The organism is Streptomyces sp. NPDC048504, from assembly GCF_043200035.1.
Lineage (GTDB): Bacteria > Actinomycetota > Actinomycetes > Streptomycetales > Streptomycetaceae > Streptomyces.
Map to the genome: position 1 here is coordinate 1 of NZ_JBICXA010000033.1, position 13020 is coordinate 13020.

Below are 13020 nucleotides of genomic sequence, written 5' to 3' on the forward strand. Positions count from 1 at the left end.
CCCACCCCCCACCCCACCCCCCCCCGCCCCGCAACCCCCCCCCCCCCCAGGCACACCCCCGCCCCAGCGGGGTGGCCCCCCATCGCCCGCGGGTGGCCGCCGGCCCGGCCGCCCGCCAACGCTCGCGCCAGATGCTCTGACCGCACCGTATTGAGGAACACCTCGCCATCAGATGCGCACCACGCTCTTGGTCCACGCGGTTACGGATCTCTTCAGGCAGACGTGTCGATGTAGGCGGCCAGCCGTTGCTGCCAGATGGCGTCCCCTTCAGGCAGGACAGCGCGGCAGATTCGTTTGAGGGTGCCGTCGTCGCGCCAGCGAAGGAAGCGGCGCCAGCAGGCCTGGAAGGGGCCCAGGGCTGGGGGAAGTCGTGTCCACGGCTGTTCGGTGCAGGCGATGTGGACGATGGCTTCCAGGATCTGCCGTTCGCTGCGGGGACGGCCCCCGGTGTGCGACCGCGCGGGCAGCAGCCCGGAAAGCGTCTGCCAGGCGACGTTGCTGATCCGCGGCTGCCCCACCGGTACCCCACCGGTCGGCGGCAGCAGCTCATCGATCAGACGCCGCTGCTGTGACAACAGCAGTGCCCCTTGTGCACTTTGCTCGCGCAGCCAGGTGGCGGCGTGCTCGTCGTTCGGGGCGTCGGGCCACCACTCAACACCGTCCGGGAGCCCGGTCATGTGGTAGCGGGAGGCCCACCACATGCGTTGCCAGGCCACCGGCCAGGGCGGGTTCCACCATGCATCGAGGTCCGTCAGGCGGTGTCCCAGCCGGGTGAGCCGGCCGAGGCTGCGCTGCCGCTGGCGTTGATTTCTGAGCCAGGTCCCCAGCGCGAAACCGTCAACGACGGTGGGCTGAGACACGGCGAGGTGGCCGTGGCGAGCAGTGTAGGCATGAGCGACAGCCAGGCCATCGGCGACCGGACGCCGCCGCCCGGACCACGTGTGGAACAGCTCGACCTCGCCCGTGGACAACCCGATCTCAGCCAGCAGCGCCCGCTGGCCATCATGTAACTGCCCATAGCTGGCGATCTGGTGGCGCAGCCACCGCTGAAGCCAGCCGGGCAGCCCGGCCAGGTTGTCGCCGCCGTGCACCGGCCCCTGCTCGTGCACATGGGCGCGTGCGCGGTACCAGGCACGCTGCCAGTCGGCGGGCCAGGGCGGGTTCCACCATGCATCCAGGCGTCGAAGCTGTTCCGTCTGTTCCACGGTCAGTGACGTCGCGTCGGTACGCCGGTTGGCTAGCCACCGCCCCAGATCGAACCCTTCCCGCGCCCCGTCGTCGGTGTGCGCGATGGCCAGATGCCCGAACCGCTCCACATGAAGACGGGCCTGCTCAAGTCCTTGGGCGAACAACTGTGCATGCCGCTGTTCCAGGCCCCGGCCGTTCTCGGCCCGCCGCGGCACCGCCAACTCCACTCGCCACCCTCGAGCCGCCGGTCCGCCACGTCCTGCTGCACCCGAACCCTCACGGGCGCCTGGGCCTGCGCCCAGAGGGTCTGACAGCCGGCGCAGCCCCGTTCCTACTTCCGCCGGCCGGTGCGCGCTGTGTACCCACCACAGCCCATACCGCCCCTGCTGCGGCGGCGATCCCGCCGGACGGCGCTGCTCGCGTACCGCCGCGCGAGCCCAGGACGCCAACGGGCCGCCATGGCCGTCCGCTTCCAGTTCGCCCAGCCACACCCGTCCCAGACGCTCGCCCAACGCGGCAGTAAACCGCTCACCGCCACCCCGGCCGCGCACCAGGGCACCCGCACCGCTTCCGGCAGCCAGCTGCTGCATCCGCGGATCTACCAGAGCTTCCGCGACCGCGACGACCTCCGGGAACACCACCATGTCCCGTACCAGCAGCCGCCACTGCTCAACGCCCCAGCCCACCGGATCCGGACACCACCGGCTCGTAGCCTTAACCACCTGCTGCACACGTGGCTCCCACACCGCATCCCGCTCCCAGAACTCCGTCCGTCCCCACCACCCGCACACCACTGCACGTGCCAGCCCGAACACTTCACGCTGCGCCGCGCCAACCATGGCCCCAGCCTGCGCCACCCGGTCCCAATGACGCTGCGCCCGGGCCAGCTCCACCCCCCAATCCCCGACATCGACAAACTCCACCGAATGCCCCTCACCCACATCCAGCAGCCACCGGCCATGCCGCGCACACAACCGCCGCCACTGCCGCCGGTACGCCCACACCCGCCCTCCACCACTGCCCCGCCGAGCCGCGCACAGCCGGCAGCCGAACACCACCGGTCCCCACTCCGAAGCTCCCGCCCGCCACCTCGCCCACCCCTGCCCATCCCCACTACTACTGGCCAACACCGCAGGCCCGGCCGCCCAGGACGGCAACGCCTGCGCTAGATGCCCCGCTGGCACGCGACACCACCCGGCCAGCTGCCCCTGTGCCACCTCGTCGAGGAACACCTCGCCGTCCGGACGTACATCACGTCTTCGGGGCATGGAGTTCGCCCACTGCCACCATGTCGTCAGGTCGGTCACCTGCAGCCGGTAGCCAGCCGCCACCCGGTGCAGAAAAGACCATGTGGTTTCCCCCTGAACAGGTGTCACCCGCAAGACCGCCTCCATGGGATCGCCTTTTGCTCCGGTGGGACCGTGCAACCGGACTGCCAGGTCACCCTGGCCAAGCTGGCGAGAGGAACCCGGGGCTTCTCTCGCCCACTCGGCGGTCGGGTTCGAAGTGTGCAAGCCATGACGTGTCGCGTTTCGTTGATGCCCGGCAGAAGGCGGGGTCTGTGCTGCGTTCTGCCAGGCGCCCGGCCCACGGGCGGACTCGGGGAATGAAGTTCAGGAACAGAAGCGATGAGGCGACGGGCCGTCAGGCGGGTTCCTGGCCGGGGTCGTCGGCACCGGCCTCCAGGGCCTTGTCGACGAACTCCCGTACCAGCTGTCTGACCTGTGCGGCCGGTACGACCTGTTCCCACTCGGGGGTAGATGTGCACTGCCAGCAGCGCATCCGGAAACGGATCGATCCGTCTTCCTGAATCGCACCCCACGCGGAGTAGGACTGCTTCGTACATGGGCCGTGAGGGTCGGGCACGAACGTCTGCAGCACGATGTCGGGCTGGTGGCGCGGCGGCACGGTCCTGTCGCGGCGGCAGCCGTCGCACAGCAGGAGATGGCGGACCGCACCCGGCCTGTGGATGAATCTGTAGCCGCCGCCTTCGTAGGTGTTGCAGCTGGCACACACCGGTCCGCGCACGAATCCGTGCGCGTGGCAGTGGTCCCAGTACACGGCCTGCCGAGGACTGGGGCACAACCGGCACAAGAACGCCTCCGGCTGCGAGTTCTTCAGCAGCGACGCATACAGCCGACCGCGCAGGTGGTCCTTGTAAGGGCGGGCGACGGAGGCGGCGCACGCGGGGCACAGGGTGGTGTAGCCGCTGTTGCTGGACGTGCGCCACTTCCAGACGTCACCGGTGGCGTTGCAGCGGCTGCATCGGGTGGCCTGTTCGACGCACTCGGCGGCGATCTGGTCCGCGCGGTCGAGGAGGGCAGCGTAGGCGCGCGGGATCATCCAGGTGGTGCCGGACCGCGTCAGCAGCGGCAGCGGGCTGGTACAAGCGATGGGTGAACGGCTGTAGCGTTCTTTGACCTGCTCGAAGGTCGCTCCGCACCCCAGCCCGTAGCGGTTGGGCCGGGTGCCGCTGCACGGCTGCTGTCCTTCGCAGCGGCAGCCGTTCGCGCTCTGGTCCTGGTAGGAGATGTGCTAGAACCAGCGGTGGATCTGTGAGCGCCACGTCTGGTTGTGCTCGGTGGACGAGAGACGGGCGTCGACCAGGTCGTCGGGATCGAAAGGGAGCGAGGCGAGTCGGTCGCCGGCCGCGCGGATGTCCCGATCGTCCAGCCGCCACCGGCCCTTGTACTTGTAGCCGCGCACGGCGGTGTCTCCGATGAGGACGTGGTTGCTGATCTGGAAGGTGTAGCGGGACAGCGAGGCGGGCGCCGCGGGGACGGGACAGCCCTCGGTGAGTTCCGCCAGTAACTGGTTGGCGTACTCCGGACTGATCGATGCCATGGGTATGTCTCTCCTTCGTGTGCGAGGGATGAGTGGACGGGGTGTGTGGCGGCCTGCGGACGCCGACGAGATACGGCCGGGGCGGAGTTGGCTGGTGGGGGAGCCGGGGACTGGGGCGGCAGATGTCACGGGCACGGCGCTGGCCCGGGCCGCGGCGAGGGCACGGGTTCCCAGCCACCGGTCAGGAAGGCTGCCCCGGCCTCTTCGCAGATGCTGCGGGGACGGCGGTCGGTGAGGAAGCCGATGCGGTCGCTGTACTCGGTGGGCCGTACAGCCGCCCGGTGCACCGTCCACAAGCCGTTGCTTTCGAGGCGGTCCGCAGCGGTGAGCCGGCGCAGCCACCGATCGAGGGGATCGGTTTGTGCGGCCGTCCTGGGCCTGGTGCGGGTGTAGGCGATCAGCCAGTCCGCGAGCCACGGCCTGCCGGCCCGGCGGCTGATTTCCCCGAGCAGCAATTCCATTGCGGCGCCTGCCCCTTGGGCTGCGGCGGTCTCGCGCAGCCGCTGCTGCCAGCGCGGAGCGCCGAGCAGCCGGGCCACGGCGATCGTCTCCGGGTAGGACACCAGCGCATGCGGCACCACGGCTGCCGGCATGGATCCCGTGACCGCGGCCAGCCGCCGTACACGGTTCTGCCAGACCGTCTCGGATCGCCAGCCTTGTACTTGCCACGACCACACCACCGCCGCGGCGAGGGCCACCACGTCTGCCGCATCCGGACGGGCTCGTGCGAGAGCGGAGTGGTGTCGGTGAGCGGTGAGAACCTCGGGCAGGGTCTCCAGCGGAATGCTCGCCGGCCTCTCGGGATGCGCGAGGAGCCAGCGCCGGTGACGTCGGCAGACGTGCCCGGCCGTTCCCGGGTACACCAGTACCGGCTGTCCGGGCCGCCAGGCCCGCCCGGTACATGCAGGACAGGTTCCCACCCATGCCTCGCCCGGCATGTACCAGGCCGCCCGAGGGTTCTCGTCGTCCGCGAGCCGTTCGTGCGGGGCGGCGAGAGCGGGCAGCAGGCGGGTGAGCCGGGGCAGGGGAAGACCGGTGGAGTGGGCCAGGGCCGTTCGTGCGGGTGTGTTGAGGAACAGTTCCAGGCCGGTGCCCGGGGTGCCTGTCACCTGCACCCGGTGCGTGCCGCTCAGGATGCCCCGCAGCAAGTCCTGCGCGGGCAGGCCGTAAGGGGCGGCCATCCTCCGGAACCAGGAACCCGTCAGTTCCCTTGCTACGGGCGGGATACGAACAAGCGGGGAGGCGGAGGCTTGCACGGCATCGTCCTTTGCACGTGGGCGTGTTGAGGGCAGGGCGAGGTAGGGGCGCGGTCGTGGCTCAGCGCCCCGTCGGAGAGGGGAAGGGGGCCCGCGGCGGGAGGCCTGGGGCCTTCCGCCGCGCCGGTGAGCTGCCGGGGCGTTGCCGCAGGGTGGCGCGCGCTGCGTTCGTGGCCTGGACGTCGAGGAGCACCTGCGACAGCTGTTTCTTCGTGATTGCGAGGCTTCCGTCCAGGATGGAGCGGATCGCGGCCTCCCTGACGAGGAGGGAGAGACTGGCCATCACGCCGCCGGTGCGGAGATGGATGTAGGCGGCGTGGCGTAGCAGCGTTCCGGGCCGGTGACGGGCCAGCCGCAATGCCCCCTCCATGTCGCGCAGGAGCGTGCGCCACGTCTTCTTCTGTTCCGGGGTGCCGTTGAGAAGCGGGGGAGTGCGCAGGAGTTTGCAGCGGGCGGCGAGTTGGGCGCCGCGGGGCCCGGTCAGCAGCGGTGAGTCCTCCACGTTGACGCCAGCCAGCACGAACGTCGCAGGTACTCGTTCCATCAGGGTTTTGACCTGGTCGGAGGTGTCGGCGCCGGGCCGGGTACGGGTGTTGAGCAGGTGCACGTCGTCGATAAACACCAGCCGGGTGCCCCGCTCGTACAGGACGTGGCATACGGCGTTGGTGATGGTGTGTTCGGTCATCCGGTCATGGACGGGAATGCCGGCGAACCGGGCGAGGACCTTGGCCAGGTTCCTGGGCGTGTAGGTGGGCGGGACGGAAGCGAACAGCACGGGCATGGAGCCCTCCAGGCCTGGCCGGCGGCGCCGTTCGCTCAGTTCGAAGGACCGACCGAGTTCCATGAGCGTGGTCGACTTTCCCGCCCCCGGCGGCCCGGACACGATCAGCCCGCGCCGGGCCGTACTCGACTGCCGGTTGTTCACCAGCAGAGTCACCCTCAGCTCCGCCTTCGCCCGCTCCATGGAAGGCGTCTTGAGGGTGACGAACTCCGAGTGGTAATCCAGCAGCCTCGTACGGTCCCAGGACGGGTCGTCCACCGGAGGAGCGGTCACACGCAGACGGCAGACGTACTCCTGCCACCGGACGCAGTCCGTGACCGCGCCGGGAGTGACATCGCCGTCGGAGAAGTCGCCGCCCACGGCAGCAGTTACGGCAGCCACTGGTCCTCCTCAAGGTCCTGGTCACTGAGGATGAGAGACCCTCCCGAGACATGGCCGGCCTCCGGCCCGTCACCGGCGATGCCCTCGTCGTCGTCCTCATCCGGCAGGGTCTCGTCGTCGGGATCCGGCGCCGCGTACACACCGGCCAGCCCGAACGACGGGGCGAGCACGTCCAGCACGCTGATCTCGCCCGCAGGCACCGGCACCGCCTCCGAGGCGCGGGACTTCGCCATCACCCGCCGCTCCACGCTGGACAGCTTCTCTTTGCCCGCGGCCCGCCTGAGGAAGGCGTCCAGGGCCAGGGCCAGTTCGGCCTCGTGTTCCTCACGCGAACCGGTGCGCTCGGCCACCTTGCAGATGTGTTCCCAGACGTGGTGCGTGAACGGGAGGGCGACCGAGGTGGCGTGGATCCACGCCACCTCACGGAAACCCTCCGGCAGCCGAACCCAGATCCGGACTGGGTCGTAGGGGTTGTAGTGCACCTCCCACAGGCCCTTTTGCGCCCGTACCCCGGAGTGCTGCCCGCGGTGTCCGTTGAGACAACTGCCGTCGTAGGTGCGGTAGTCGAACCGGATACCGGCATCGGTGATCGGCTGCCAGCGCACCGGCAGCAGCTCCACGAAGTCGTCCGCCGACAAAGGCACCGGCACGTACCCGGTGACGGGCAGCAGCGCCGCCCACATCTGGTTCGGGGTGAGAGCCTTCTTCGGCATCAGCGGATGCCGAAGCCCCGCGTGCGGGCGGTGGTGCCAGTACACGAGGAACTCCTCCCACAATGCCTGGAGTTCGGCCACGGTCCACAGCGGCTCCTGCTCGACCTTGGAGCCGCGCTCACTCACGTTCGAACCGGTGTAGCCGGGCAGCCACTGGCAGAACAGTGAATTGATCGAACCGAACGGCCTCTCCACATGGCCCTTGGCCGGTCCGTTGGCCGGAGGCACCGGCTGCAGTGAGATCCCCAGGCTCTCGCACGCGGCCCGGGTGGCCGCAGAGACGAACACCTTGCCCTGGTCGACCACGACCGTCTCGGGCACGATCACCGGACGGGCCGCGGCGTCCTTAAGCCGCTCGTCGATGCCGGTCAGTCGCTTGTGCGGCACGACCGAGGAGGCCATCGACAGCGCCGCGGACCAGCCGGGCCGCATCACCATCGGCGTCATCATCTGCGCCAGCAGCACCGCCACGTCCGTCAGCTTGCTCCCCACCGGCCGCAGCACCCCCCACAGACCGCGCATGGCCACATCCACGGCGATGGTCAGCTCCAGCCGCCCCACTACCCCGTCGTCCAGGACCACCAGCACGTCCAGCGGCGAACTGTCCAGCATCACGATCTCACCCGGACGCAGCGCCAGCGTCGGGGTGAACGGCGGGGCCGGACGGGCGGCGCGGGCACGCCGCTGCGCCACCGTCCCCTGCAACCCGAGGGATGCCTCCACCGTGTCGAGGAGTCTGTTGAACGTGGACTGCGGCGGCGCCTCGACCGTCCGCAGGCCGGGCTCGCCGTGGTGGTCGTCCAGCCACCACTGCACCTCCCCGCGCATCCGCTTCTTCCACCCTCGCGACCGGGAGCGGGAAGCCTCGACAGGCAGCAGGGCGCGCAGCGCCTCGACCACCCGGGGATCGGCGCGGATCAGCCGCGCCGAGCTGTGGCGCTTCTTGGCCAGCCCCCACACGCCGTCCGTGTGGTAGCGCGCACGCCACCTGCGCACCGTCGCCCGGCTCACGTCCGCCCAGCCCTGCGCGGCCAGTTCGTCGGCCTTCGCCTGCTCACGCTGGGCCAGGGTGGTGGACGCGGGGTCGTACTCAGGTCTCAGCGATGCTGTGCCGTCCGGGGTGGGACGCCCCGTCTCCACCTCGCGGACGTGCCGCTCCAGCTCGAACGCACGCCACTGCTCGTCTTCGGACACCGTCGACAGCAGGCCCATCTGCGGTACTCGCAGACGCGGCGGACCCCCTACCTGCTCGAACGACGCATCGCCGAGCAACTCCGCCAGCCCGAACACCGCCAGTGTGTCCTGCCCGTCCTTCTTCTCCGTCCCGGAGAGCCAGATCCGCGCACCGGACGCCGAGGATCCCTCGATACCCGCGACGGTCCACTCCCGGTTGCCGTAGCGCACGACGGTGCCGGGCCTGAGCAGGGGCCGGCTCACCGCCCGTCCTCCGCGCATGCCACCGCGACGGTCCGCTCGTGCAGCGGGCGTTCCAGCGGCACGCTCAGCACGCCCACCCACAGTGCGTGGAACACCGACGGCCACACGGCGATCGGATCACCCAGCAGCCGCACCCCCTCGGCCAGCGCCGTCGGAGCCCGGAAACACTCGGCCACCTCCGGCAACCGGTCCTGCGCATACCGCGGATGCCGGTAGCCGGCAAGCCAGCGCACGTTGGCCTCGACCACGGGCTGTGGCGGTCCGATCAGACGGTAGTGCCAGCCTGCGGCGGCCGCAGCACCCTCTAGGTGGGCGGCCCGCCAAATCAGTCGCCGCCCCACCCCGAACCGGCTCGCACAGTCCACCAGCAGTCCGCTGCCATCCGCCAGACGTGCCATCAGGTGCGGCGCGTGCGACACCGTCCTGCCGCCCCGGCCGTGCCACGACAGCTCCACCGGCCGGCAGGCCAGAGCCGTCACCACCGGATCGTGGTCCAGCATCATGAGCTGCGTGCGCATGGCCTTGAACCCATGGTGCACCAGGCACCTGTCGGTCGCGGACCAGTACCAGCCCGGAGCCGAGCGCCGCCCCTTGCAGACAGGGAACCGCCGTACTGGCGGGCACTCTTCCAGCCGCTGTTCTCCAGCCGTCTCCAGCCAAGGCAGTTCGTACTCGGTGCCGTCCGGGCGGATGAACCGTGCGGTCACGTGTGCCGGATCGGCGAAGCGACGGCCGATGCTCAGCGGTGGCTGGGGACCAGCCTGCTGGTGTGGTTCGAAAGACAGAGGGATCACGAACAACTCTCATGTATGCATGGAAATCGGAATGGAATGCACTGCTTGGAAGGCAGGGCAGGCGTTTTTTTGGACACACGCCGTGGAGATGCCAGTCGGCCCCGCGACGGCGAGCCGTGACTCGCACGCCGCGCTCACACCAAAAAGGCGCGCGGCTACAAGAAGCGGAAGCGGAAGCGGAGCGGCTCCAGCGCCATCACCGATCGGAGCACTGTCGCCGTCCGGAACGCCGAGCAGGATTCCCGCCTGATCGCCTGCAGGCCGCGCCCAGCGGCCTTTACTCGCAGCGGTGTCTTCCTTCAGCTGCATACCGGCCGCGGACTTTGGGGCAGGATCAGACACGATGAGCTCTGCGCACGGCATAGCACCGTTTGTGAGCGAGCTTGCGCGTCACCCGACGGGGCATGCCCGCCAAGGCATTCAGCTCTCGTGGAGTTCCTCGTCCTGGACCGGGTGCCCAGCAGATCCTGTCGCGCAGCGGCCGTCGGCATGAGCGTTCACGGGAGGCAGGCAAGAGCCATTCCACTCGCTGCCCTTTGCGCTTGTCGGCTGCCGTAGGGTCAGCTGGAGTAGCCGCAGTGGATCAAGGCAGGTCGCCAAAGAGGGTGTCCTGGACCGGGGGTGCGTTGCGCGGGCGGGGGAGCGGGCGGCGCTGGTCCTCCGGCGGTGGGGGTGTGCCGGCCGCGCCGTCGGTCAGCGCGTACCGGCAAGCAGCGCGCAGGTCGGGCAGCTCGAGCTGTGCGCCCATGAAACCAAGGAAGTCCGCGACGTTCCAGTCGATGAGGGCGCCCTGGCGGGACAGATACAGCCCCACGGATTCGATGGAGTAGCTGTCGCTGTAGTCCAGCAGAAGGTAGCCAGCGAGCTGGTAGAGCTCAGCGCGGCCCATCCGCTCGGGGCGGATAGTGGCTTTACAGTCGATCAACTGGCCGCGGAGGATGAAGTCGGCGTCGGCTCCTCCTACATGGAGGCTGCCGTCGAAGACGGGCCCGCAGACGCGCTGCACGGCGGGCAGCTGCCGTAGGCCGTCGAAGGGGCCGGGATGTGCGGCCAACCTCATCTGCTGGCGGATGTCGTCGACGATGTAGGGCGGTACGGCATCGACGATTTCATCCAGCGTTGCGCCTGGCCGGCTGGAGCCCAGGCTGTTGCCGCGTATCCATCCCACGTGGCGGAAGATCGCTTCGAAGCTCGAGGCGACGTGGCACAGCCGCACCAGACGGTCCTCCATCTCGGAGTCGCACGCCAGCGGCTGGCCTTCGCTGCTTTCGTACTGGTCCAGTTCTTTCAGTAACACCGCGCCCGCTGCCTGCACCGTGCTGATGACGTCAGGAGCCGGCCAGCCGTCGTCGTCGATAGCCGCCCGCACGATCCCTTCTTTGATCGGCTGGCCGGTGGGCGCTCCGAGACTGATCCGCAGCCGGTGGTCGATCGTGTGACCCAGCATCCGGTACTCCGGTCGCTGCCCCATGCCGGCGGCGGGGCTCACCGGCGCCGGATAACGGACCAGGCGCCTGCGGTAGTCAGATAACAGATCATCGACGCCCGGCAGATGCTCGGTGAGGAACTGCGACATCGCTGACGTCGGTTCCTTGAGGGACGAGGTGAGACTCATAGGCGCATCCTGGCGCACCTTTCCGGCAGCACATGCAGCGTCTGGTTGCGGTACCGGGCGGTAGCCGAAACTTCGCGCCATATCCGTCGTACCGGCCGCACCGACGCATTGTCAGACCCTGCCTCTACAGTGCCCCTCTCCTGCGTAAGGACGCGGATCAGAGCTCCTACCCTTGCCCGTCAAAAGTGCGCTCTAACCTGCGCTGATGACATTTCGAACGCCAAGTCGAGCGGAATGTCCTGCCGGTGACCAGCAGCGAGCCGGACTTCCAGCCAGGGCCCGTCGACTACAGACAGACGGTGGACCACCGCGTGCTACACGCGTTGCGTCCGGGCAACACATAGGAACAAATGACCGAAAGAATCGTGTCGCGCATGAGCCAGCCTTAAGTTCGAGACGTGCTCGACGCGCCATCTGTGTCAGGGCACATCAGACCCATACGTCACTGCACACTTGTCCTGCCGGAGCGAAGGCCGCCTACCACGGCCTGGCCCTTCAAATACGCCATCATCCGCCAGCTCACTACCCGTGGCAGGCTCGCCCGGCCGACGCTGTGCACACCGACGAGATGGCGAGGGAATCGATGGAGGCCAGCGAGGCGGGCTCCAGGGCATAGAGGGATGACAGATGATCAGACAGAAGCTGGCCGTGCGGTACCTGACCGACGAGACGGTCGACTGCCCTATCCCGATGGCGCCAGAACACTTCATGCGCAAGCGCTTCACCGAGCACGATTTCGTCCACTTCGGTGATGTCGGAGTGCGCGCCTACAAACACGCCAACCAATGGCGGTTCATGGAACCGGAGGTCCGCAGCGCGGGACGCACGATCGCCGCACTGCCCTGGGACCCTGAGGACCTCATCGACCCACGGCCAGGCGGCCGGATCGAGACAGATACGGCTCCGGGAGACGCCAACTGGCGCGCGTTGATCCTTGGCGCGATCCACGCCGCGGCCAGGGCCGCGCGCCAGGGAAACGGTTGCCCCTGCGGACCGCCCCTCTGCCGACGCGACGCTTCCGGCTGGTCTCTGCCCTGCGGGCTTACTCCGGCTGGCCTGCTTGAGCGCTGGAGCTGCTACCCCATTGCTTGCACCCTTCCCATTCCCACGCTGGTGTGGAGCGATGAGACCTGGCTGATCCCCCGCACTCTCTCGGTCATCCTCGACCGATGGGAGGAGAGCGAGACGAGGCTGCGCGCTGTCGTTCAGGCCTGCAGTGGCTGCGGTACCCACAGCAAGTGCTCTTCCTGGCGTACGCCGACGACTGGCGGTTGGAAGGTGCTGTGCCCCGTCTGTGCGGCCGCCAGCCTGCGCAGTTACCGTCAAGAGCTGGCAGGCGTCGCCTACCCCCGCGTTCGGGAAAGGGGGCCGCGGGCCGAAGACTTCCTGTGCGCGGTGTGTGACCTGCCTCGGCCCGCTGCCGTCTGGGACCACTGCCATGAGCACGGTCTGATCCGCGGCCCGCTGTGCGGCAGCTGCAACACCATGGAGGGGCAGGGCAAGGACTTCCTGGCCCGGAAAGGCAGCGTGCAGCATCTGCTGCGCTGCGACGGTTGCCGCCTCAGACGTACCTTGCCGGCGCATCACCGGCTTGCCGCGCTGCGCCGCCATCTGCATTACGAGCACGGCGTTCAGGACTGTGACTGGCCGATGCACGGCTGCGTGTCCGTTACCGAGTCCGATGGTGGATACGAGTGCAGGGTTCGCTGCCCTGGGCAGCGACAGAGCTACGCGGGAATACGACTCACCGTCAGTGAGGTCGAGAGCATCCTGTCACGTGCGATAGCCGAGGAGGGAACCTGATGACCTACTGTGTGAGGTCTCGGGAGATGCTTGACGGTTCGTCGTCAGTAGTCGCTTGACGTACTGGTGAGCGCCTCAAGAGATGCTTGACTTCGCTTGGCTGTCCTCGCGCCTGGAGATGACCTTGATTCCCTTGATCGGGCCCGGGTTTCCTCCGCTGCTTGACGGCGAGTTCCTCGCCCTCGTAAAGGATGCGGAAGTAGGTGTC

Annotated in this window: 9 protein-coding genes; 1 reads left to right on the top strand and 8 read right to left on the bottom strand. The window is 68.8% G+C overall.

What is annotated here, in order from left to right:
- Positions 1–212: 212 nt before the first annotated feature.
- From ACGFY9_RS47860 to ACGFY9_RS47895, 8 genes are all read right to left on the bottom strand, one after another.
- Positions 213–2111, bottom strand: a complete 1899-nt coding sequence (locus ACGFY9_RS47860) for a Helicase associated domain protein (protein ID WP_393765298.1) — start codon at positions 2109–2111, stop codon at positions 213–215.
- Between the two features lie 721 nt (positions 2112–2832).
- Positions 2833–3531, bottom strand: a complete 699-nt coding sequence (locus ACGFY9_RS47865) for an endonuclease domain-containing protein (RefSeq protein ID WP_393765300.1) — start codon at positions 3529–3531, stop codon at positions 2833–2835.
- A gap of 192 nt (positions 3532–3723) precedes the next feature.
- On the bottom strand, positions 3724–4032 hold the full coding sequence (locus ACGFY9_RS47870; RefSeq protein WP_393765302.1) for a hypothetical protein: 309 nt from the start codon (positions 4030–4032) through the stop codon (positions 3724–3726).
- Positions 4033–4157: 125 nt separating this feature from the next.
- Positions 4158–5288, bottom strand: a complete 1131-nt coding sequence (locus ACGFY9_RS47875) for a TniQ family protein (RefSeq protein ID WP_393765304.1) — start codon at positions 5286–5288, stop codon at positions 4158–4160.
- Between the two features lie 61 nt (positions 5289–5349).
- Positions 5350–6450: an AAA family ATPase gene (locus ACGFY9_RS47880; RefSeq protein WP_393765306.1), complete on the bottom strand. Its 1101-nt coding sequence runs from the start codon at positions 6448–6450 to the stop codon at positions 5350–5352.
- Positions 6438–8600, bottom strand: coding sequence for a transposase (locus ACGFY9_RS47885; RefSeq protein ID WP_393765308.1), 2163 nt, complete (start codon positions 8598–8600; stop codon positions 6438–6440). The genes ACGFY9_RS47880 and ACGFY9_RS47885 overlap by 13 nt, the downstream gene beginning before the upstream one ends.
- Positions 8597–9307: a TnsA-like heteromeric transposase endonuclease subunit gene (locus tag ACGFY9_RS47890; RefSeq protein WP_393765310.1), complete on the bottom strand. Its 711-nt coding sequence runs from the start codon at positions 9305–9307 to the stop codon at positions 8597–8599. Before ACGFY9_RS47890 ends, ACGFY9_RS47885 begins: the two co-directional genes overlap by 4 nt.
- 670 nt (positions 9308–9977) lie before the next feature.
- Complete coding sequence (locus tag ACGFY9_RS47895; RefSeq protein ID WP_393765311.1) at positions 9978–11009, bottom strand: hypothetical protein; 1032 nt, start codon at positions 11007–11009, stop codon at positions 9978–9980.
- Positions 11010–11636: 627 nt separating this feature from the next.
- Here ACGFY9_RS47895 and ACGFY9_RS47900 point away from each other — a divergent pair.
- Positions 11637–12812 carry an endonuclease domain-containing protein gene (locus ACGFY9_RS47900; RefSeq protein ID WP_393765313.1) on the top strand — a complete coding sequence of 392 codons (1176 nt, stop codon included), beginning with the start codon at positions 11637–11639 and terminating at the stop codon, positions 12810–12812.
- Positions 12813–13020: the final 208 nt, after the last annotated feature.

What these genes read in the sequence shown, in the direction of transcription:
- ACGFY9_RS47870 (WP_393765302.1), bottom strand. Translation starts at nt 4,032, where the DNA reads ATGGCATCGATCAGTCCGGAGTACGCCAACCAGTTACTGGCGGAACTC.
- ACGFY9_RS47865 (WP_393765300.1), bottom strand. Translation starts at nt 3,531, where the DNA reads ATGATCCCGCGCGCCTACGCTGCCCTCCTCGACCGCGCGGACCAGATC.
- ACGFY9_RS47900 (WP_393765313.1), top strand. Translation starts at nt 11,637, where the DNA reads ATGATCAGACAGAAGCTGGCCGTGCGGTACCTGACCGACGAGACGGTC.
- ACGFY9_RS47895 (WP_393765311.1), bottom strand. Translation starts at nt 11,009, where the DNA reads ATGAGTCTCACCTCGTCCCTCAAGGAACCGACGTCAGCGATGTCGCAG.